Origin of the sequence: Paenibacillus sp. Lou8.1 (assembly GCF_024213565.1) — a bacterium.
Classification (GTDB): Bacteria; Bacillota; Bacilli; order Paenibacillales; family Paenibacillaceae; genus Paenibacillus; species Paenibacillus polymyxa_B.
In genome coordinates, this window is record NZ_JANAVN010000002.1 from 31,451 (window position 1) to 51,099 (window position 19,649).

Consider the following 19,649-nt stretch of genomic DNA (forward strand, 5'->3'; position numbering starts at 1 on the left):
AGCCGAATTAAGCTGTTTAGGTAAATACCAAATCAATAATAACACTATGTTCTTGTCCTTTCAGCAACCGGTACAAGTTTTTGTTGTCGACTCCGGACACTAACTTGTACCGATAAAACAAAAAAGCTGCTAAAATAGAGACTTTCGATGATTGGTTCGTCGGAAATGAGATAATATTCTTGTCAAAATCGGAAATGGGATAAAGTTCTTGTCATTTGGTTTTGACAAGAACTTTATCCCATAAAATAAAAAAAGCCGCGATTTTCGCAGCAATTAATGAGATATTGTTTTTATCACCCGACATTATTTGATAAATTATACATCTCTAATTTATTTCATGATAAATAGCCCCACTTCATTGATTCAACATTTTCATCATTAATTATATAAGGTAAATCTAGATCAAATGCTTTTAGATACAATACGCTCATCTCCCTCTATTCTTCCCATGGACGTGGTTGTTGATGTCTACTCATTGAATTGCCTTTTTTCCATAGACTCATAGCATTCGCTTTCTCCCAATCAAGGGCTTTCTGCCTGTTACGCATTTTTGTAAAGGTTTTACAAAAAAGGTCACCCGCTGGGAGTCTTCTTAGATGATGCTTGTCGTCAACGTCGTTTTCAATCCAAATCCGCAGTAAAGGACCTCGAAATTTTTCAGTTTCTGAGGTCCTTTTTTACTAACTCTCAATATTCAAAATCTGACTTTAAAATTCACCGAACCCCTTGATCGGTAAAAAGCACTTTCAACTCCCTGTAACTTCATCCCACAATAAAAGTCGTCCTATCCTCCTAAAATAGCGATATACATCTAATCGGCAATCGGACTATGTTCTTGTCCATTCCGGCAATCGGTAAAAGTTCTTGTCCTTGGCTCGGGACACGAACTTTTACCGATAAAATAAAAAAGCCGCTAAAATAGCGACTTCAATGACACAATGTTCTTGTCCCTCGACAAGAAGCAATATCCCGAGGTCACGATGGAGCGCATGGAAAAAACCAATCCTTCTCCTAAATGGCCTTGGTAAGATGGTGGGTACGAGGAAATTATGTTCGTCGTAACTTCAGTTGGCTTGCACCGAAGACTCCAGCATCGAACGTGACGACTTCCATCTCCAGATCGCTTGTAAACTCTGATTGGTGCAGTCCAAGCTTTAGGATCGGTTCAACTGCGCTTTTTGCTCCTGCTTTAACGTTGGTGCCTGGAAGCTTACGGCAGCTTTCAACTCGATAATCACCGGCCATAGTCGACACACCGATCAGTGCGGTCATACTCAAGCAACTCCCTTGTTTGTCGATATGATCTGGAATGAATGAGTCGGCAATGACGCAAAGAGCATGATTTTTTTTACCGCTATTGAACATCCAGTCTAATATTGTTAATGCATTAGATAGAGAAAGGCTACCAGACTGCCCGACGGAAATGGGCATAACCTCATTTAGCCCTAATTCTTGTCTCAGTTTAGCACAGCCATTAACACCAGCTTCAAAGTCCGTCTGATGACAGTAACAGAGCAAGTCAATTCCTTCGGTCCAATTCCTATTCTTTTCAATTAGATCGGTTATCCGTCCCCATGGCATTTCTAATCCCACAGCGGCCTCAGCATGATGAAATGTCAAATACATAGCTCGTTCACCTTCTTGGAATACCGATGAATCGCACAACCGTAATAGCCTCCAAAGCCAACGGAAATCGTCATATACAAGTCCCCTTCTTTCAAGAAACCTGAACGGATAGCGTGATCGATATTATTTAGGATATCGGTGTTATGAATATGTCCGTCCTTGGAGAGGGTTAGATTGTAGAAGCGTTCCAGGGACACCCTCAGCACTTGAGCCAGCATACTCCATACGTGTAGCCCCAAATTGGTGCAAAAGATCACGGCGATCTGAGCAATGTGAATACCAGACTCGCTTAATGCTGCTCTTACTGCCTGTCTGACCCCTAAATAAAACGTTGAGTAATATAATTGAATACGATCTGGAGCCAGATCGTATACGAGGCCGTCGACTCTCATAACCGAAGCAAGTGTCTGCTGTCCTTGACGCTGCCCCTTCATATATAAAGCAGCACTCGCGCCGTCACCGAACACCATGAACGGATCGCTCCGTTCATAAGAATTCATGGCTCTGTCGGCAGTGATGAACAAGATTCCTTCACCTTGCTGACGCGGGGCCATGAAGTAGTTCGACGCCAGGCACAACGATAAGTGCATCGTGGAACAAGAATATTCCTCCAAAGGGATAAATGGGACTGCCTCAAGGGCGAATTCATCTGCTAGGCGATCAAAAAGATTCCGTTCACCGTTTTCATTATTCGTTACACTAGCAAACATGACCGCCGCGATCTGTACATTCATCTGCAGAGCCCGGCGCAGAATTGGCCTACACACGGTAGCAATCATCTGTTCCAATTCAAGTTCCTCTTCTATGGGCACCAGCTCAAAGCCTTTGTTCAAGTATTCCGAATCGCTCATTCGAAATTCTACGCCGTCGGCCTTCACCTGCTGAATCGCTTTCGAGACATGGATACGGGACTTCGGGAGATAGACGGAATAATCGACGATCGTCACGTGGTTCTCATACATTGTGATGAGCCCGCTTTCGGAAATGCATGATCTTGTACTGGCGTTCCCCGCTTTTCATTTCATCGTACAAGGAAGTGCCTGGCACACCCATTGTTTTCCAAATCGTAGTATCCATCTGATCTTCAGTACCAAAAGCGGCTATGCGATTCTTTAGAACTTGATCACTTGAAAGCAAAACTTCCCCCGTGATATCGCGTGATATAAGCAGCTCGAAGCCCAGTTCAAGCAAATATCGTTCACCATCGTCAAACTTCCAGGTTGGCAAATCGTCCGCATAAACGAAAGTCCCGCCCGGTTTCAGCACCCGGAAGACCTCGTCATAAAAAGACTTAATCGATGGATATAGATCAGACGCTTCCATGTTGAGGACAAAATCACAGCATGACGAACCGATAGGAAGCCTCTCGGCATCCCCAACACAAAAATAGGCATTTGGGAAACGGTTGGTCAATTGGCAAAATGCAATATTGGCTTCGGTCAGATCTAAGCCAACAACGCTTCTCACACCGTAACTTCGACAGAGCTCTCGCACGCCTCCCCCCCTGCCACAGGCTACCTCCAAAATGTTCTTATCCTCGAGATATAAACCATCCAAGCACTCCTGCAGAAGCCGGATGGAGTTTCGATTGACACTTGCTGGGGCCTGATTGAACTCGGAGGCGAACCCCCAATTGATAAATGTCGAGAAACGGGAAAAGCCACTCTCGTCCAAGGACCGATTATAGTTAGTGAACATCTTCATGATATCCTTTTTGAGGACTGCAGTTTCCCCGCTTTCCTGCCCTTGCAGATCAGCCAGCATAAACGGAACACCACCATCACCGAAGAAGTAACTGACCGCGCACTCCCCGCACACCAACATCTGATCCGATGTGTTTAGCTTTGACTTGCAAATAGGACATACTAAGGCAATGCCGGTTGCCGGCCAACGAAGCATATGCATGTCATTCCTCCCTCCCTCAATTAAGTTGTCAGCCTTTAGCCGCTTGCACTGTTATAATTACGTATTGCCCGACTCCAAACAAAGCGAACGATTACAAGGAGCACAATTGGTACGATAGCGCCCCATACCGCCAAAGCAGGTGTCAGCTGATTCATCACCATCATAGGCGCAAAATTCGTAATGACGAGAAAAGGCAATAAATACACGCCGATTCGTTGGATGAAACGTGAATAGATCGGCATTGGCATATTATTGGCGTCCCAAATGGAATAGAAAATTCCCGCCAGCCCTCCCGTATTAACAAGCCAGAAGGATAACAAGGCTGGGATGAACATGAGACAGTAAGTAATGATCAACGCTGTCCCCAAGTAAAACAAAAATGAGAATAAACTCCATGCCGTTACCGGGATATTTAATGCATTCCAACTGATCACAACCATCGTTCCACCCGCGATGAAATTCGGAATTGGCATCCCAAGATCGATGTATCGAAGCGAAACCAAAAACTGTAGTGAAATTGGCTTAACCATGAGTAGATCCAACGTCCCGCTGCGTATATACTCGGATACCCTGACGAAATTAGGGAAAAAGAGCCCGGAATAAAGACCGGTCATAATCGTGTATGTGCCGACAAACATCAAGATACCATCAGGCGTGATCGATCCGATATGCAAGTCCGTCTCATAGACTACTACGACGTAAAGCAGCTTGGCAAACAAGTATGCGATTTCCACAGCAATCCCGAGTATGAAGTTCGTCCTGTATTCCATTTGAGCAATAAAACAGTTCTTAATGAACAAAAAGTAAATCATTAGGTAGTTGCGAAGCGTTCCCAGCCATCCTCTCACCGGTCAGCCCCCCAATCCGAGATACTTCTTCATTCCGGCGCGCCATACGATCCGTGAAAAGGCAAGCAGCGCGATCATCCAGAAGAACTGCATCCCGATTCCTTGTACTGCCTCGTCCATTGACAATCTGCCATTAATAACATTCGCAGGAAAATGGATCGTATACTTGAATGGCAAGTAGTCTAAAATCTTATTTATAGTCTTACCAAACACCTCAATCGGAAAAACACCACCACTTAAAATGATGACAAATAAGCCGGTCATTTCAAAAAAATAGGAGATTTCAGACAATATAAATGCAACAGCCGCGAGCGTATAAGAGATAAGAAAGTTTAACAACAAAGACATGACCATTGACACCATAAAGAGTAGAATATGTGCCAAGGGAATCCGTATACCATAAGTTCCGGTCAAGTAAACGAGTGTAAACAGCAAGATACATAGCATGGCTGAAAAAAAGAAAATCTTTTGCCCCAGCATAGTAAATAGCTTCAGAGCGAAAAAACTGACCGGTTGAACCAAATATTTATTCAACCCACCATCCTTGATCTCGGTGGCCACGTTTTGACCTATATCCGTTGTCACAATTTTCGTCACGATGGCTGCCGTTATCGTGTATAAAATCATTTGGCCATAGGTATATCCGAAAAATTCCGACGATTCCGATCTTCCATAGACCGCTGACCAAATATAATATTGGATCAGAATCGGAAAGAATGCACTGATCAAGGAAAAGAGAAAGTCAAATCGATATTCAAGTGAAGACTGAACGCCTAACTGGAACACGCGTCCGTATTTGGGAAAGGCACTCATCCGGATACCCGATCATCCCGCTGATACAAGGATACAACGACTTCCTCGATAGGAATATCTTCGATCGTAATATCTTCAATCGGGTAGTGTTCAAGCAAATCCCTGGAAGCCATGCTAATGCGCTCCTTACTTATCTCCAGCGTGGCATGAAATCCGTCCGATTGACGCACCTTCCCGTACAACTGCAGCTGTCCAGTCGCTACGTGTTGCTTAATTTTTAACTGTATGATTTTCGTGTCGTTCAAAACATCGTCGATTCGCTTCAGATCCCCGTCGAAGACGAGCCTGCCATCATTAATAATGATCGTCCGCTTGCACAGATCCTCGATGTCCTTCATGTAATGACTTGTCAAAATAATTGTTGTCCTATGCTGTTCATTGTAATACTTCAAAAACTCCCGCACCTTTTTCTGTGTAACAATATCGAGCCCGATCGTCGGCTCATCCAGGAAAAGCAGTTTCGGTTTATGAATAAGCGCCGCAAGGAGCTCCATCTTCATACGCTCACCTAGCGATAAACGCCTTACCTGAACATTCATAATGTGCTTGACGTCCAACAGTTCGATGAGTTCGTTCAGTGTTTGTTTGTAATGCCGATCGTCAACCTGATAGATATATTTATTTAGCAAAATGGATTCCGCCGCAGGCAAGTCAACCCATAGTTGGCTCTTCTGCCCCATTACAATAGCGAACTGCTTCTTGAATTCCTTATTTCGCTCATAAGGCTTGAAGCCCAGTACAGTAAGTTCGCCGCTAGTTGGATGTAAGATGCCAGAGAGCATCTTTAGCGTCGTCGTTTTGCCTGCCCCATTAGGCCCAAGGAAAGCAACCATTTCCCCCTCTTCGATCGAAAAGGAGATATTTTTCACCGCTTTCTTCGTCAAACTTTTCCGATAAAAGAGGTTTTTAATGGAATGAAGCATTCCGACCTCTTTGGTGTAATAGGTGAAGTTTTTAGCTAACTGCACCACATGGATCGCTGTCAATTGCGCTCCTCCTTAACAATTAAATCGAACTAGAAGGTGGACGATAACGTTTACCGGCCATAATGATAAAGTAACCCGCATCGGGAACAGACCGGCATCAGTCCGCAAGCTAATACCTCTCGGTGTTTGGAAAAATTTTCCCCCTTCCAAACCTCCTTCACATCCACATCACTAATGTTGCCGACCGCCATCTCAGGAAAGAACTTGCACGGAGTGACGTTTCCGCTCGGCAATACGTCCATTCGGGTGGAGATCGCCAAGCATTCCTTCCGCTTCATCCCGGTTCTCTGCACGCCAGTGACAAAATCCTCTATCTCGTCTTGCTCCAATGCGGGCATAAATCGAACCCGGCTTCCCCATGTTTGCTCGGAGATGCGGAGAACCTCCTCCTTGAGTGCCCCCACCTTCTCGCCGGAGATATGATAAGTGAATGAATTCCAACTGCAGCTACCCTGACGGATTGGATCCAACCAGTCAAACTCTTTAATGAAGAAATTGTCCATCTCCTGAGCAGACTCAGGTGCGATATACCACGGATATACAAAGTAGACCGAATCCACGCCCATCTCCACGAAAAACTTCATAAAATCAAACATTTTGGGAATCATGAGATCATTCATCGTCAAGCTGACGGATACTCTGCCCTTGAAAATGCCCTGCCGTTGCAACTCCAGCAGACGCTCTATGGCACTAACCACCTTTTTGTAGGTCCCTCTGCCCCTAATCGCGTCGTTCTCAGCCTCGAATCCCTCCAGACTGGCTAGTACAACAAGTCCCTCACCGATCTTAAGCAGTGAATCTAACTTTTCCTCCAGAAGAATCGCGTTTGTACAAATCGTCGTCGTCCGCTGATCGCGTTCCAGCAGATTCGCAATCTGATCGAACTTGCTATGGTACAGCGGTTCTCCGCCCCAAAGATAGACTTTCGACTTCTTCTCATGGGTGAAGGCAAGGAGCTTATCGACCAACGCGACATCAATTTCTTTACCTTGCTCCTCCTTGGACATGTCCCAGTGAAAGCCGTCCGCGTTCCACTCGTAGCAATGCTTGCAACGCAAGTTGCACCCGTTGTTCAGCTTGATCCCGATATCTTCCGGGATCTCCATCGCATAGCGACTATCGGTCGCTCGAAGCCGACTGACCCGGGACATATTCATAATTGTACGCTTCAGATCGTTAAACACACGCTCATCAAACTTCCGACTCGTTTTGGGTTGCATAATTTACACCTCCATAAGTTTTGCAATGTTCGCGGGCATGTAGTAGGTTACAATGAGCACGTTCCAATATCTCGATGTTGAACCCCTGCATCTTCCAATCCGTAAAGGACACGCCAAATCCTTGCTTAATCCAATATTCAGCATTGGCGGTTTCGTGTCTTCCAAAGGGCTCAAGAAAAACCATAGGCGTCGCAGCGGCGAACGATTCCATCAAGGAATAGCCACCCGGCTTACTGACAATGGCTGTGCAACGGCGAATTCGTTCAAATAGCAGGGGAACAGTTCCGCTGTCTAAGTAAATGGGAGTCTCTCCATGTTGGATCTGAGCAAATGGAGGAAAACCGAACTCCCCTCGTCTATTCCTCAGCCACGGACTCCACGAGGGGTCGTTCCGATAATAGCAAATGCGTGGATCAGGCTGGATATCCTCGTCAAAATAAGCCAGAACATCCAGCTCCATACCGCCTTCAAGCAGGTCTCTAACAGCCTGCGGGTAGGTCCCAATCCCCCAGCCGCCACCATGGACCACCATTCTCTCTTCTCGCTGGCGAAACGGGATCGGTGCTTCGTCCGTCATCGGAAGTTGTAATTCAAAACGCTTCTTGGTCGGTTCGTAAAACCAAATGTGGTTGTACCGCTCGCTTCGAGATCCATAGACCAAATAAGATGGCGAAAGCGTAGCATCGAGATGAAGCATGTCGACCTCGAGCCGAGTTCCAACAAACCGTTCATATTGTTCCAAAATCGGGATCCAGAACCCAGTCAACGCAATGAACGACGTCCGGCGCTCACGGGACCAATCTTCCAGCAGCAGCTGTACCTTGGTGGGATCCAGGCAATCTGAAATATCGCGAGCCAACTCCACACTCTTCCGAGCGATAGCGAAATTATCATGAAAAGCTTTACGATAAGCCGGCACTTTGTTCTTTAAGCCGTCGACATACACATTTTCGAGCACACAGACTTCGTTTGAAATGCCGGAACGCTCCAGGTAAATGCCTAGCTGTACGGCGGGCATGTACACACCTAGTGAGTTACCGGATCCAAGTATAGTGACACAAGGCTTCAAATGACTATCCATACCACTTGCCTCCCTGGACTTCAAAACGTTCCTTTAGCTTGTCGATTAAACTTTTCTGCTCCTGCACATCTCGCGCGATTACAAACAGATAAAGCCTGCCCTTGATGAAACTGCCTTCGCTTAATGTCTGTGGGTAATCTGATTCCCCATAGCCAGCAAACATGCACGCCGGGGAAAGCGGAATGATGCCCTCACCGGTATGATTAGGGTATAAAACGCCGTCATCATCCAGCTGTCGCAGCCACTCCCCGTAATCAAACCGATGGCGACTGCCTACCGTTCGGAACGTAAATATCCCGTGCTTCCCATTTTCCAGCCGTTCGCCCAGTCGATGACTGACCAGTCCCATCGATTGACGGGCGTTGATTTCTACAATCGGCACGATTGTCCCGTCCTTTAGTATCATGGAGTCAACACAAACATGGCCGAAGTACCTGTCCTTGTATAGTGAGGAAGCAAGCTTCTCAATGACATCGAAATAACCGTTCCGTATTAGCGAATGACTGTTCTCCTCCTGCATCGCTTGTGACCCCACATAAGCAAACTGTCGATTGATGATTTGCTGCAAGCCGACGATCTGGTACGACCCGCTCTCATCAATTGAAAATTGGCAGGAAAAATCATATTCCACGTCAAGGAACGGCTCGACAAGAAACGCCGTTGAGGAACCAGCTTGCTCTTGTTTGCGCAAATATCTTACTACACGTTCCAAAGAGGATAGGTTTTTAAACAGCATATTGCCTTTTCCAGCTACGCCAAAGGGGTCTTTTAACAGGACCCCATTCGACAACCCCATAAGCTCTAGCCCTACTGCAGCCAATTCATCCGCGCTGAACACTGGCTGGCTATAGGAGCTGCCCAGAAGTCTCTTAGCAAGATCGGCGGAATACAACTTAGAATTTACTCGTTTAACGTCTTGAAGGGTGGGCAGCTTGTTCGAATAGTTGTACCTGTCGAGAAGCTCGTGAACGTAAGGTACGACTGAAAAGGGAGTCATTTCACTAAACTGCTTCAGCCGCTCGTCGGTCTCTGGAACTTCGTACAGAGCGCGAAATAGATTTGGTTCATGGCTTGGGACATTCGCACTAAGCTGTGTAAAATGAAAGCCGATGTGTGCCAAATAATCCATGTGCGCCTCATCCATCTCAAAGCGGGTCAACAGTGTGTCCTCCGGGCCGCATAAGGAAGCCAGCAATTCATCCATAGCCATTACCACCCGCGACCGTGAAGGATCAGGAATAAAAGGCAACCTGCTACTCCCTTCTTCACGCCAATAGGTTTCCGAATCAAAGGTGCTGGCAACCAACATACTACCCGACCTCTTGATTCATGCCTTTTAGGAATGCCATGAAGGCACCGATTGAGCGCAGACAAGCCAAGTCCAGGTCCTCGTAAACGATCTCCACCCCAAAAGCATCTTCAACTCCGAGAATAAACGTTATCATCTGTAGGGAATCTAACTCGACGTCGTTAATCAGGTCGCTCTCCATTGTGAGAGTTTCACGAAGCGAGTCATCCTCGAGCACAGTTGCAATGATATTTTTTAATGTTTCAAACATAAACGTCATCCTTTCAAGTTGTATTTTAGATTTTTTATTTAATTCCAAAAAAAATAAATAAAAGGTATAATAGTAATATATTTCTTATCACTGTTAAAGGGAGGGCTTGAACCCTTGAATAACCACTGTCTGTTTGTCTCCGCCCATCTGGACGATGCTATTATTTCTTGCGGCGATTATATCGATTTGCTTGTTCGTGCTGGCTATCATGTGACCATAGCAACTGTTTTCACTGGTACTGGCACAGATCTATCCCTACTTGCTCGCATTCTGCACAAAAAGTTCGGACTAAGCTCCGACGTGATGAAGGTACGGCGAGAAGAGGACATTAGTGCATGTGATCTTCTCGATGTGGACACGATTCATCTGAACATGCAGGAATGTATCTATCGTAAAGATCGCAGCGGTGCCCCCTCATATGAAAAGCTGGACGATCTGTTCCGTAGTGACTACGAGACCGAGCTGGACGTGATTTCTGAGGCAACAAAAGTGCTTTTGACACGACTCTGTCTTACAGACTACGATCATATTTATATTCCGCTTGCAATCGGAAGACATGTGGATCACGGTATCGTGCGGGTTGCGGCCGAACAGGCTGTACGAAGTATTAGTGATCTGGAAGTCTCTGCCCGTTTGATTTACTACGAAGATCTACCGTATTTAAACTATGGTCAAGATATAAAATGGGAAATTGACCTAGCTCGGAATCTACATCCAGTCTACATTTCACTTCCCAAGTGCAGTTTGAAACAGAAGACTGCGGCCATCCTGGAATACCGCTCCCAGATCCGTCTATTATGGCACTCCCGATGGGAGATGCTTAGACAAGTGATTCAACATGCGCATTCGTGCCGTCCGCCAGAGCATCAGCCTGATCCAAACTCATATTGCTTCAGACTGCATGTTGTGAGTGTGCATGATCAAGTACCGCTTGCTATAAGCGTTCCTGGTAACTTTTAATAAGATCAGCCAAGTCGCCAAGGGTTAGATGACTGCCTGCCATGTTACCTACCAGTTCGTCCGGGAGCTCTAGACCGAATTCGGTTTCGAGCTCCACGACGAATGTAATCATCTGCATAGAATTCATTTGGATCCATATCTCTTCAAGTAACGCATTAGCGTTTATACGTTGTTTATCGTAGTCCGGAATCTTTTGATGAATAAGGTTTTGGATGCGTTCCAAACAGGGTTGTTTTCTCAACGTTAGACCTCCTCCTCTACGCCCATTGGAGTTATGTTTGACACAAGGCTCAAGTTGTAGATCATAAGTTCGATAGCCTCGCGCTCACAGGCTTGAATACGCCTAATTAACACTTCCACTTTTTTGAGGTTATCTTCGTTTTTCGTCAGTGAATATTTGATAATCAAATTTCGCGCTAATAGAGCATCGTCGGCAATCGTCTGATAGCGAACCTTGAGCTGATTACTTTCCCCTAGAACACCAGTTTGATTCATGAAGTCAATTCGTTCCAACATCAAGATCTTGTGATCATAGATCATTTGAAACGGGCGATTATCTTCCTCAATTTGTCCACTGCGTATGCGGGTTATATCCAAAATCAGCTCGTCATAAACACGAATTCCCCAAACACATGGATTTGTTGTATAACCCAACTCTCTGTATTTGTCGGCGGGATTTTCTCCATTTAAATAGTCCTTAAGGTGCTCAATAACATAGTTTAGATTAAAGTCATAAGCTGCTCGCTCGTTGAATTGTAACAGAGAGAGACCACCCTTCCACGCATACAACCAATCTCCATCATCATCGATTCCCTCGTAGGCACGTCTCATTTGCTCAAATGTGATTTCGTTAAATGAGTATTTCCCCCCCATGAATGTAAAATCGGCGATATGAAATATATCCCTCTCCTCGTCATAACCAAAAATAAATGAGTCATGTGAGAAGAAAGATTCAATATCCAAAAACTGCGCTTGATCAAGAAGCAAATAAATATAATTATTCATGTCTATACAATCCATCAGAAAAGTACATATATCCTTGTTGAAATTTCGGACTAACTGACGACTTAAATGTTGGCGAAGCAGCCAAGGACAAAATTCAAAGGTAGGAGTACGGTAGAAGTCCACGTAGGAACTTCCCTCATTTAAGGTGAGCTGGAGCGGAATGAAATGTGTCATAATCCACGGCTTTGCTTGCGGGTAATTGGCTAGGACGGCAAACGTATTTGCCTGCCACTGCCACGAGGTGATTGCCGGATACTGCATCGGTAATATCTTGGATCGCAATTAGACACCCCCTTGGGAGAGAATTTGATTTAGTGTCAATTAGCTAAGAACTACAGACTGACAGCACAGATAGAGTCAAACTTCCTGGACCACCGCAACGCTGTAGTCCTTATTCGTTTTCAGGAGTGATTGCTTCGTTAATTAGTTTGGGGCACCAAGTTCAGATCCGGGTGCCCAAAACCGGACTGTAACCATTTCGTCGAATCAAGCCATTGCTAAAGTCTAAACCGTCTCATTTTCCCAGATGCTTACCAGGTCATTGATTTGAAGCGACACGACCTTTAGTTCTCCGCCAAGGGCATAGAGTTCTAGTCCTCTAATTTCCAAGTCCGGGAAAATCATGTCTGAAACGATTGTTTTTCCTTTATTGCCGAAGACCTCGACACTAGACCAATCAACGTAAATGCTCAAGGTTATCCGTTCATGCTCTGGCTTCATGGGGGCTTGGTGCTTTGCAGCAAAATCAGGATGGAAATCAATTGCGTTTGAGCTTCGTCCTATCGACAAACAGCTCCTCATTCAAGACATCATATCCGGTGGTTGTCTCCTGAGTAGAAGAGGAACGCACCTTGAACCCGAATTCCACGGCAGTACCGATTTCAAATTCCGCAATAATTTCGGCCTTTGCAGTAGAAATATCAGATAAGACGTTGCTACCTGGCTTAATCGTTAAGTCTTGCAGAGACATAATCGGTCTTCTGAGTTGACTTAACTCTCTTATAGGTACTTGGATTAAGCGAATTCCTTCCGGATATGTCTTAAGCTGAATCTCTCGGGGGATTGACATGTGGCCACGCCATTCCTTTGAAGGAAGGGTAGAGGCATAACGCCAGTTGTTCATCCAGCCGACCCAGATCTTTCGTCCGTCTTCTTTCGGAATACCATCCCATGTCACGGCCGCGTAAAAGTCAGACCCGTAATCTATCCATTTGATCGTATCGAATGATTCCAACGTTTCATCCCTTGTAAATACCTTACCGTCAAAGTTGCCTATAAAATACATCATGCCAGAACCGCCTGCTGGTGGTTCTGAATCGTTTGGATTCACACCATTTCTATCCCCGACACTTAGCAACAGAACCCACTTAGTGATATTTGGATCCTCATCCACTTGGATTTTAAATACCTCAGGACATTCAAATATCCCTCGATGGATACCCAGAATATCGGAACCGAAATCGCTTGCAAAAGACCATTCCTTCAGATTCGAAGACGTGTAAAAGTCGACGCGGTCTCTTACGGCAAGAACCATAACCCACATTGACGATTCTTCATACCAAAACACCTTCGGATCACGAAAGTCTAGCGTTTTCGTTGGGAACAAAACAGGGTTACCTTCATATTTTATCCAAGTTCGACCTTTATCCCTGCTGTAAGCGATGCTCTGCACCTGTGGTTTGCCGGGCTTAGCCACGTTGCCCTCATTCGTATAAATTGCAACTAATCCTGATCCTTCTTCGCTGAAGAAACCGCTTGTGTTGTTCTTATCAACCACTGCACTTCCCGAAAAGATCGCTCCGTCTTCCCCCGGCGGGATGGCTGGTGGAAGTTCCTCCCAATGCACCAAATCCTCACTTACCGCATGCCCCCAATGCATGCTGCCGAAGTCAGGCTGTGTATCATGTGGGGTATGTTGGTAGAACAGATGTCATTCATCCAATTCTCCCCAGGTGAATAATGAAATTGGGCCTATATGTCTCCCTGTAATACAGATTTCCTGATCCTTTTCTACTACTAATATCATCTGATAAGTGCATTTTGTTAATGTTGCTCACGCTCCTTTGGGTTTAAATAAGATCCATATTAGAATTGATTCAACTCGTTCGGGACATATTACGTCCACCTTTCTATAGAAGCAACCAAGAAAAACTACAAGAGCACTCAAAACAACATGCCCATATTTAACAAAATAAACCACATGTGTACAAATGTCAAACTTTTTCTTACATTCGCATTATTTTTTAAATTAAAATAAACTTTTTAGTTTACATATGCACATTTTGGTAGTGTTTCATCTGAAAACGGCCGTTTTTATTTGAGTTCTCCTTATCGCATTTAATTATTCAGTAAATAAAATGTAAACCATTGAATACCCAAATGATGTTATGATTTTCAATAAACTATCCAATTTATCAAATAAAATTTAGACATTTGGATTTTTTGACTAATTCTCTGAATAATTTTTCGTTTTTGAAATGAATAAATAGGAAAAGCAGTTCCTTTTAGCTTTCTAAAGCTTTATTATCTCTTTGACATTCTCCTGGAGAACACAGGTTGTATCTCTAGATCGCTTACCACCACGTGCGAGGTCTACTAAACAATATGATCCATCATGGTGGACACTTCGCTGATTTTGGAGTTCATCGCGTCTACGGTAAGGTGATATCGTCGAAGAGGTGGCTCACTACAGTCTTAATACAAAAGGCACCAAAAACCAAATTACGGTTTCAGGTGCCTTTTGGCTTTATGCGTTTGTGCTTTGTAATGCTTTTATAGCCAGTCCCAACCCTCCGCAATGATTTAGAGGTCATTTTTTTCATTGTTAAAACTCATGATTTTTTTATCTATCAAATCCATCCATACATTATTTAGTCAAGTTACATTTACTATATATAGAATTAACATATCTTTATTGGTGATGAACTGTGACCCCATTTGTGGATCCTTTTGAAAAGGGTCCCTATTCATCAATCATCAGGAGTCATCTTTTTTAATGTCCATTGGAACCGTTCGGTATTGTAATAGGTGATGTATTCGTTGACACGAACTCGCAGCTCTTGTAGGGATAAGCAATCCTTGAACTCTAATTCATCCTTCATATGCCCGAAGAACGTCTCCATCGAAGCATTATTCCAACAGTTTCCTTTTCGTGACATCGATTGTTTAAACCCAGCTTTAGCGATAATGGAACGAACTTCAGGATGTGTGTAATGGAATCCCTGATCAGAGTGAAAGATAGCCTCCGGATGTACTTCCAAACGATTAAACAGCCGCTTCAGTGTTCGTTGAACAAGAGACAATTCAAATGAAGAGGACAGGTAGTGAGCTAAAATTTCTTTTGTTGCACCATCCTTTACACAGGACAAATAAGCCCGTTGGCCATTTCCATAATGCATATAAGTAATGTCGGTGAGCAATACCATTTCAGGCTCTCCCCGGTCAAACCGACGCTTCAGGAGGTTTGGGCAGGTGCGGTGCTCTTGCGTCGCTTTAGCCATTTTACGGTAGGGATTCGCTTGACGAATCACAGCAACGAGTCTGAATTTCCGCATCAAACGGCGAATTTTCTTATGATTCATAACGATTCCATGAAGCCGTTCTAACCTCATTTTGATGACCAGCGCGCCAGCCATCCCTCTAAGTGCATCAAAGTGCGCCTTCAGAAGTAAAAAGTCTCGTTCATCGGCAGCCTCTCGAAGCTGGCGGTGTTCTTCCGCCGCACACCAGCGATAATACCCGCTTGTACTTACCTCAGCAAGCTTACAAAGATAGCAAATCACGCGTTTCAGTCCATGTTTACGAACAACCTGATTGATGAGCTGAAAGCGCTCGGAAGACGCTAGTAATTCATTGTGTCTTTGTGCCTTTCGAGCGCTTCTAGCTTTTTTTAAGAGTTCATTCTCGGCTTCCAAAAGCTTGATACGAGCCTCGGCAAGACGGAGCTTTTCCTCAGCCGATAGCTCACGACTAACCGGTCTTTCTGAGCTTCCCTTCCCCTACGCTCTTCCAGCAGCCCAGCTTCACCTGAAGAAGCATATGTTTTCCACCAACGCTCCAGACATCTTTTTGGCGTCTCCTGTACGAAGATTTCCATGGGTGTATGCCCCGCTTGATTGGCCTGTACAGCCGCAATCTTAAAGGCAGGGGAATACGTGATATTCTCTGATACGCGAAGAACGGATGGATTCGACTCCAGTACCTTGATCTCTTTCTCCGTAAAAACCCGTCCGATTTTCTTCATAATCTACATCCCCACAAACTTTTATAATCTGATTAAAACGCAAAAGACCCGTAAGAGGGTACTTTTTTCAAAGTGTCCATCTTACGGGTCACAGTTCATGACTTAGAAGTGGACTTTTTTTATTTTTCAATAATTCTAGCTGTTTAGCTTCGCCTGCACGTACATAGCGGTCACAAACTCATGCTGCCTGGTCAAGTGCTGAAGCTCACTGTAGGACTCTTCCCACTCGCGATGCGCTTTAACATCCCCACGGTAATACATCTCGGCAATATGCCAAGCATCTGCTGCATCGGTTTTCATTTTTTCGAAGTTGTGTGCCTTTGGATCGTTTCGCTTGCAAAGGATTGATGATGTAGTGAATCCATCCGCTACGTTTCAGATATCCTGCCAAACCTCGATGGTAATGTTCGGTTGCCTCGAAGACAACGACAGGCTCCACACCACTTGCCTCTTTCAGTTTGCTAGGCACTTCCCCTAGCCGCTCGAAACCTTCTTCACCATGCTGGAGGGTCTCCATCCTTCCATATGGTTCGTTACGCTTTTTGAAGGCCTGAATAACACTACATCCTTTCGCCACATCAATTCCAACAACGGGTTGCATAAAAACCTCCCTAATTCGATTTACCGGCATTCCCACCTGGTTTCCAAACCCATAGCTTAGCTTGTGATACGAGGTCATAGCCCTCAACCAGCTCAAACATGGTCGTTGGATGGATTTTGTACAGGTTCTTTGTCCCTAAGCCGCCCTCGTTCTCCGGGATACCACCATCGTAAAACACCCATTAAAATAGGCAAACCAGAAAATTTCTTTCTGGCTGTCCTAATAATACGAAAAGCCGATATAATAGTGACTTTAAACGGTGCAATGTTCTTGTCCCTCGACACGTTGGCAGAGATTATTCATCACTATTGTAAAATAACTGGAAACATATGCATAAAAGTTGTATATTTAATTCATATTCTTGAAATTAATTCTAAATTTTAAAGGGGGGATTGATCGTGGTAAAGTGTTCATCCTAGCGCCAGGTAAGTAAGGATAAAATATCGCGCATCAGAAAAAGCAACAAATGGGGAGTAAAGATTATGAATGCAGAAAATTATTACGAATTTTGGTCCACTTTTCTTTATGAATAGGCTGGATGAAGGGCTTATGCTATGGGGCGGTGCTCGTCCCGATCCTTCTTCTGGTAAATGTCCGTTTGATTTGGAGAAAGGCGATAAATAATTATAGCAGCGCAAGCGGCTAAAACGATGAGGAGATGTAGATATGAAAACGACTTGGCCTTTGTCCGGTATTACCCTGGTATGCACTGAATGCAAGAGTGATCTTTATGAGGCGGACAACTGTTTGATCTGCGAGACCTGCGGCCTCGAATACGCCTGGGAAGAGGGCCTCGCAAGTATGTTAATTGACCGTCCTGTAGCGGAGAAGCTTGCCGAAGGCGCGGCGCAAAAGGAAGCGATCATCGGCATGTTTGACTCTATTAACCGGTCGCTTGAGGAGAAAAGACTGTCCAGATTTTCCACCTTTATTAACTGGGGTTATGCATCCGATAACGAACTACCGGGCGGCCCTCAAGGTATTAACCACAGCAGTATCCAGCTGCTTCGCGAAATTATTGGCGGCCTGGATGTTTCAGGCAAGGATATCCTGGAAATCGGTTGTGGACGGGGAGGCAACGTGAGCGAGCTATGCAAAAACTATGGGACCGGCAGCGTGGTCGGCATTGATCTGACACCGTCCAATATTCAATTTTGCCAAAGGAATAACCGATATGAGCAGGCTTACTATTGTATTGGCGACGCGGAGCAGCTGCCTGTTAAAACGGAAAGCTGCGACATTGTGCTGAACATCGAGTCCTCGCATTTGTACCCTCATATTGAGCTGTTCTTTACGGAGACCTACCGTGTATTAAAGCCAGGTGGGACATTTTTGTATGCGGATATTATGAGCGCTTCCGACGTGCCGCGCTATGAAGAGCAGTGGCAAAGACTAGGCTTTCACACCTCGTTGATCCGGGATATTACAGGCAATGTATTACAATCGGGAGACGATGCTCTGGATACCCGCCTGCATGCGCTTGAAGGCTCCTTAGAAGGGGAAGATCGAGTATGGGAATGGCTGGAGGCACCCGGCACGCAAAATCATACCGATATGGTCGCAGGTAGAAGAGTATTCAAAATTGTCCATTTGGTGAAGATGCCTCCGGCACCGAAGGAGAGCCTAGCCATGGTTGAAGGAGGAGCAGCGGTGAGTAATGCTTGACCATTAACAGACGTTAACTGGGCGTGTCCGCAGTGCAAGCAAACGCTTGTGAAGAGGGAGTTCTCATTCGACTGTACGTCATGCGGCGAAAGCTACCTCATGACCGCTGGCTCGATTCCATGTCTGCTTGTGGAAAGTGACGCGTTAGAAACGATGGAGCATAAGGTGCAGAAGGAGGCGGTTAAAGAGCTGGCAAGCGACAACACAAGGAAGACTCGATTTATTTTCAAGATTACAGTTCCAGACTCGTTCGCCCTGTTTTATTTATAGACCGGATAAGAAACTGCCTTAAGAAGAGCTATCTTGCAAAATGAAATTACAATTGTCGCTAATCCCAACGGTAGCTGACATGGCAAATTCGGTAGCGTTATCCGACAGTGGAATTCCTTTATTTATGTTGATACTTAGCATTGTATTAATATCATAGCCCTCATTTTTGTATAATCCGACGGTCGATCCGCAGCCGGCTACAATTTTTAAACAGCGGTTCTCCAATATCGGAGAACCGCTGTTTTGTCTAGAAAATATTTACGGGGCTTACTTCTCCGCAGATAGGGCGCATGTCTTTTATTGCACGGTGTGCTTTTGGCCAAAACCTCTTCAGCGCTTGATAGACTTCCTTTTTGTCCTTGATAACATATGCATGAACTGCTCCTACTTCAGATGATGGTGGGCGGACATCAACGTGCTGCTGTTGTACTGGTTCACCTCGCCAGCCAATCCCGAGAAACCCCAGATTTTTGTTCATGTATAGTTCTCTAATCGGCCCCATTGCTTTGGAAACAGGTAACCACTTATTTATCGCCCACAGACGATTTACTCGCATGCCAATAATAAATACGATAGACTCCCCATCGATCTCGGCCTTATATCTTTCCTTCTGAATTCCTCACTTCACTTCTCCTTTTCACCCAACATGGTTCTCTGTTCAATAAACTTGATGTTGCTGGCAATGTGATAGACTTCGTTCTTCGTCAGGCCTTCTTTGTTGAGGTGACCCGCAGGATCGAAAGCCTGTACGTTGGTCCACATGAAATCCAATGTCTGTAATTTTCAACATCTCTTCCTCTGGGATTAAACGAAATATAAAATTCTTTTTCGGAGGAGATTGATTTTTGTCTTCAGCGATGATGCAAC

General features: G+C 44.9%; 24 protein-coding genes and 1 pseudogene. 4 read left to right on the forward strand and 21 right to left on the reverse strand.

Going from position 1 to position 19,649, the window contains the following annotated elements:
• Nucleotides 1-1,047: 1,047 nt before the first annotated feature.
• From NLX78_RS02910 to NLX78_RS02955, 10 genes are read right to left on the reverse strand one after another with little or no spacing between them, the layout of a single operon-like run.
• Nucleotides 1,048-1,665: a beta-ketoacyl-[acyl-carrier-protein] synthase family protein gene (locus NLX78_RS02910; protein WP_254349557.1), complete on the reverse strand. Its 618-nt coding sequence runs from the start codon at nucleotides 1,663-1,665 to the stop codon at nucleotides 1,048-1,050.
• On the reverse strand, nucleotides 1,617-2,588 hold the full coding sequence (locus tag NLX78_RS02915) for a 3-oxoacyl-[acyl-carrier-protein] synthase III C-terminal domain-containing protein (protein ID WP_250261297.1): 972 nt from the start codon (nucleotides 2,586-2,588) through the stop codon (nucleotides 1,617-1,619). The genes NLX78_RS02910 and NLX78_RS02915 overlap by 49 nt, the downstream gene beginning before the upstream one ends.
• A complete protein-coding gene (locus NLX78_RS02920) occupies nucleotides 2,581-3,531 on the reverse strand; it encodes a methyltransferase domain-containing protein (protein ID WP_254349558.1) in 951 nt (316 codons plus the stop codon). Before NLX78_RS02920 ends, NLX78_RS02915 begins: the two co-directional genes overlap by 8 nt.
• A 35-nt stretch (nucleotides 3,532-3,566) precedes the next feature.
• Nucleotides 3,567-4,379 carry an ABC transporter permease gene (locus tag NLX78_RS02925; protein WP_231109362.1) on the reverse strand — a complete coding sequence of 271 codons (813 nt, stop codon included), beginning with the start codon at nucleotides 4,377-4,379 and terminating at the stop codon, nucleotides 3,567-3,569.
• Nucleotides 4,380-4,382: 3 nt separating this feature from the next.
• Nucleotides 4,383-5,192, reverse strand: coding sequence for an ABC transporter permease (locus NLX78_RS02930; protein WP_165176800.1), 810 nt, complete (start codon nucleotides 5,190-5,192; stop codon nucleotides 4,383-4,385).
• The gene (locus NLX78_RS02935; RefSeq protein ID WP_254349559.1) at nucleotides 5,189-6,178 is read right to left on the reverse strand and encodes an ABC transporter ATP-binding protein; all 990 of its coding nucleotides are present in this window, start codon (nucleotides 6,176-6,178) and stop codon (nucleotides 5,189-5,191) included. The genes NLX78_RS02930 and NLX78_RS02935 overlap by 4 nt, the downstream gene beginning before the upstream one ends.
• A gap of 50 nt (nucleotides 6,179-6,228) precedes the next feature.
• Nucleotides 6,229-7,398 carry a radical SAM protein gene (locus NLX78_RS02940; protein WP_254349560.1) on the reverse strand — a complete coding sequence of 390 codons (1,170 nt, stop codon included), beginning with the start codon at nucleotides 7,396-7,398 and terminating at the stop codon, nucleotides 6,229-6,231.
• Nucleotides 7,370-8,479: a hypothetical protein gene (locus tag NLX78_RS02945; RefSeq protein ID WP_254349561.1), complete on the reverse strand. Its 1,110-nt coding sequence runs from the start codon at nucleotides 8,477-8,479 to the stop codon at nucleotides 7,370-7,372. Before NLX78_RS02945 ends, NLX78_RS02940 begins: the two co-directional genes overlap by 29 nt.
• Complete coding sequence (locus tag NLX78_RS02950; RefSeq protein WP_254349562.1) at nucleotides 8,472-9,788, reverse strand: hypothetical protein; 1,317 nt, start codon at nucleotides 9,786-9,788, stop codon at nucleotides 8,472-8,474. Before NLX78_RS02950 ends, NLX78_RS02945 begins: the two co-directional genes overlap by 8 nt.
• A 1-nt stretch (nucleotide 9,789) precedes the next feature.
• Complete coding sequence (locus tag NLX78_RS02955) at nucleotides 9,790-10,038, reverse strand: acyl carrier protein (protein WP_061828348.1); 249 nt, start codon at nucleotides 10,036-10,038, stop codon at nucleotides 9,790-9,792.
• A gap of 114 nt (nucleotides 10,039-10,152) precedes the next feature.
• On the opposite strand from NLX78_RS02955, the gene NLX78_RS02960 reads away from it, so the two are divergent.
• Nucleotides 10,153-10,998 (forward strand): PIG-L deacetylase family protein, encoded by an 846-nt coding sequence (locus NLX78_RS02960; RefSeq protein ID WP_061828347.1) that lies wholly within the window; start codon nucleotides 10,153-10,155, stop codon nucleotides 10,996-10,998.
• Here NLX78_RS02960 and NLX78_RS02965 read toward each other — a convergent pair.
• The 8 genes from NLX78_RS02965 to NLX78_RS03000 form a co-directional block, all read right to left on the reverse strand.
• On the reverse strand, nucleotides 10,973-11,239 hold the full coding sequence (locus tag NLX78_RS02965) for an acyl carrier protein (RefSeq protein WP_238807812.1): 267 nt from the start codon (nucleotides 11,237-11,239) through the stop codon (nucleotides 10,973-10,975). The two genes, NLX78_RS02960 and NLX78_RS02965, sit on opposite strands and share 26 nt — an antisense overlap.
• Nucleotides 11,240-11,241: 2 nt before the next feature.
• Nucleotides 11,242-12,264: a hypothetical protein gene (locus tag NLX78_RS02970; protein ID WP_254349563.1), complete on the reverse strand. Its 1,023-nt coding sequence runs from the start codon at nucleotides 12,262-12,264 to the stop codon at nucleotides 11,242-11,244.
• A gap of 243 nt (nucleotides 12,265-12,507) precedes the next feature.
• Nucleotides 12,508-12,723, reverse strand: coding sequence for a glycoside hydrolase family 32 C-terminal domain-containing protein (locus NLX78_RS02975; RefSeq protein ID WP_367987601.1), 216 nt, complete (start codon nucleotides 12,721-12,723; stop codon nucleotides 12,508-12,510).
• A 37-nt stretch (nucleotides 12,724-12,760) separates the two neighbouring features.
• A complete protein-coding gene (locus NLX78_RS02980) occupies nucleotides 12,761-13,882 on the reverse strand; it encodes a glycoside hydrolase family 32 protein (protein ID WP_254349565.1) in 1,122 nt (373 codons plus the stop codon).
• A gap of 1,090 nt (nucleotides 13,883-14,972) precedes the next feature.
• Nucleotides 14,973-16,246, reverse strand: a protein-coding gene (locus NLX78_RS02985) for an IS3 family transposase (RefSeq protein WP_254349566.1) whose coding sequence is annotated in 2 segments (ribosomal slippage) — nucleotides 14,973-16,003 and nucleotides 16,003-16,246 — 1,275 coding nt in all. Because the reading frame shifts where the segments join, the coding sequence is not laid out codon by codon here.
• 135 nt (nucleotides 16,247-16,381) lie between these two features.
• Nucleotides 16,382-16,546, reverse strand: coding sequence for an IS110 family transposase (locus NLX78_RS02990; RefSeq protein WP_254349567.1), 165 nt, complete (start codon nucleotides 16,544-16,546; stop codon nucleotides 16,382-16,384).
• On the reverse strand, nucleotides 16,485-16,925 hold the full coding sequence (locus NLX78_RS02995) for an IS110 family transposase (RefSeq protein ID WP_367987700.1): 441 nt from the start codon (nucleotides 16,923-16,925) through the stop codon (nucleotides 16,485-16,487). Before NLX78_RS02995 ends, NLX78_RS02990 begins: the two co-directional genes overlap by 62 nt.
• Nucleotides 16,858-17,025, reverse strand: coding sequence for a hypothetical protein (locus NLX78_RS03000; protein WP_254349569.1), 168 nt, complete (start codon nucleotides 17,023-17,025; stop codon nucleotides 16,858-16,860). The genes NLX78_RS02995 and NLX78_RS03000 overlap by 68 nt, the downstream gene beginning before the upstream one ends.
• 308 nt (nucleotides 17,026-17,333) lie before the next feature.
• On the opposite strand from NLX78_RS03000, the gene NLX78_RS03005 reads away from it, so the two are divergent.
• The 3 genes from NLX78_RS03005 (at nucleotide 17,334) to NLX78_RS03015 (ending at nucleotide 18,782) form a co-directional block, all read left to right on the forward strand.
• Nucleotides 17,334-17,471, forward strand: coding sequence for a hypothetical protein (locus tag NLX78_RS03005; RefSeq protein ID WP_250261288.1), 138 nt, complete (start codon nucleotides 17,334-17,336; stop codon nucleotides 17,469-17,471).
• Nucleotides 17,472-17,513: 42 nt separating this feature from the next.
• Complete coding sequence (locus NLX78_RS03010) at nucleotides 17,514-18,512, forward strand: methyltransferase domain-containing protein (RefSeq protein ID WP_254349570.1); 999 nt, start codon at nucleotides 17,514-17,516, stop codon at nucleotides 18,510-18,512.
• Nucleotides 18,513-18,611: 99 nt separating this feature from the next.
• Nucleotides 18,612-18,782 (forward strand): hypothetical protein, encoded by a 171-nt coding sequence (locus tag NLX78_RS03015; RefSeq protein ID WP_196765419.1) that lies wholly within the window; start codon nucleotides 18,612-18,614, stop codon nucleotides 18,780-18,782.
• Nucleotides 18,783-19,029: 247 nt separating this feature from the next.
• Here the strand turns inward: NLX78_RS03015 and NLX78_RS26845 are convergent, their stop codons facing one another.
• From NLX78_RS26845 to NLX78_RS03030, 3 genes and pseudogenes are all read right to left on the reverse strand, one after another.
• Nucleotides 19,030-19,260 carry a hypothetical protein gene (locus tag NLX78_RS26845; RefSeq protein ID WP_254349764.1) on the reverse strand — a complete coding sequence of 77 codons (231 nt, stop codon included), beginning with the start codon at nucleotides 19,258-19,260 and terminating at the stop codon, nucleotides 19,030-19,032.
• A 27-nt stretch (nucleotides 19,261-19,287) separates the two neighbouring features.
• Nucleotides 19,288-19,338, reverse strand: a pseudogene (locus NLX78_RS26850) (DUF4188 domain-containing protein); the annotation flags it as partial.
• A gap of 68 nt (nucleotides 19,339-19,406) precedes the next feature.
• Nucleotides 19,407-19,544, reverse strand: coding sequence for a hypothetical protein (locus tag NLX78_RS03030; protein WP_155765218.1), 138 nt, complete (start codon nucleotides 19,542-19,544; stop codon nucleotides 19,407-19,409).
• Between the last annotated feature and the right edge of the window lie 105 nt (nucleotides 19,545-19,649).

Excerpts from the sequence above, each read along its gene's own strand:
- NLX78_RS02915 (WP_250261297.1), bottom strand. The coding sequence starts at position 2,588 with ATGTATGAGAACCACGTGACGATCGTCGATTATTCCGTCTATCTCCCG.
- NLX78_RS02920 (WP_254349558.1), bottom strand. The coding sequence starts at position 3,531 with ATGCATATGCTTCGTTGGCCGGCAACCGGCATTGCCTTAGTATGTCCT.
- NLX78_RS02930 (WP_165176800.1), bottom strand. The coding sequence starts at position 5,192 with ATGAGTGCCTTTCCCAAATACGGACGCGTGTTCCAGTTAGGCGTTCAG.
- NLX78_RS02940 (WP_254349560.1), bottom strand. The coding sequence starts at position 7,398 with ATGCAACCCAAAACGAGTCGGAAGTTTGATGAGCGTGTGTTTAACGAT.
- NLX78_RS02945 (WP_254349561.1), bottom strand. The coding sequence starts at position 8,479 with ATGGATAGTCATTTGAAGCCTTGTGTCACTATACTTGGATCCGGTAAC.
- NLX78_RS02950 (WP_254349562.1), bottom strand. The coding sequence starts at position 9,788 with ATGTTGGTTGCCAGCACCTTTGATTCGGAAACCTATTGGCGTGAAGAA.
- NLX78_RS02955 (WP_061828348.1), bottom strand. The coding sequence starts at position 10,038 with ATGTTTGAAACATTAAAAAATATCATTGCAACTGTGCTCGAGGATGAC.
- NLX78_RS02970 (WP_254349563.1), bottom strand. The coding sequence starts at position 12,264 with ATGCAGTATCCGGCAATCACCTCGTGGCAGTGGCAGGCAAATACGTTT.
- NLX78_RS02975 (WP_367987601.1), bottom strand. The coding sequence starts at position 12,723 with ATGAAGCCAGAGCATGAACGGATAACCTTGAGCATTTACGTTGATTGG.
- NLX78_RS02980 (WP_254349565.1), bottom strand. The coding sequence starts at position 13,882 with ATGCATTGGGGGCATGCGGTAAGTGAGGATTTGGTGCATTGGGAGGAA.
- NLX78_RS02990 (WP_254349567.1), bottom strand. The coding sequence starts at position 16,546 with ATGAAAACCGATGCAGCAGATGCTTGGCATATTGCCGAGATGTATTAC.
- NLX78_RS02995 (WP_367987700.1), bottom strand. The coding sequence starts at position 16,925 with ATGACCTCGTATCACAAGCTAAGCTATGGGTTTGGAAACCAGGTGGGA.
- NLX78_RS03005 (WP_250261288.1), top strand. The coding sequence starts at position 17,334 with ATGCAGAAAATTATTACGAATTTTGGTCCACTTTTCTTTATGAATAGG.
- NLX78_RS03010 (WP_254349570.1), top strand. The coding sequence starts at position 17,514 with ATGAAAACGACTTGGCCTTTGTCCGGTATTACCCTGGTATGCACTGAA.
- NLX78_RS03015 (WP_196765419.1), top strand. The coding sequence starts at position 18,612 with ATGACCGCTGGCTCGATTCCATGTCTGCTTGTGGAAAGTGACGCGTTA.
- NLX78_RS26845 (WP_254349764.1), bottom strand. The coding sequence starts at position 19,260 with ATGAACAAAAATCTGGGGTTTCTCGGGATTGGCTGGCGAGGTGAACCA.
- NLX78_RS03030 (WP_155765218.1), bottom strand. The coding sequence starts at position 19,544 with ATGTGGACCAACGTACAGGCTTTCGATCCTGCGGGTCACCTCAACAAA.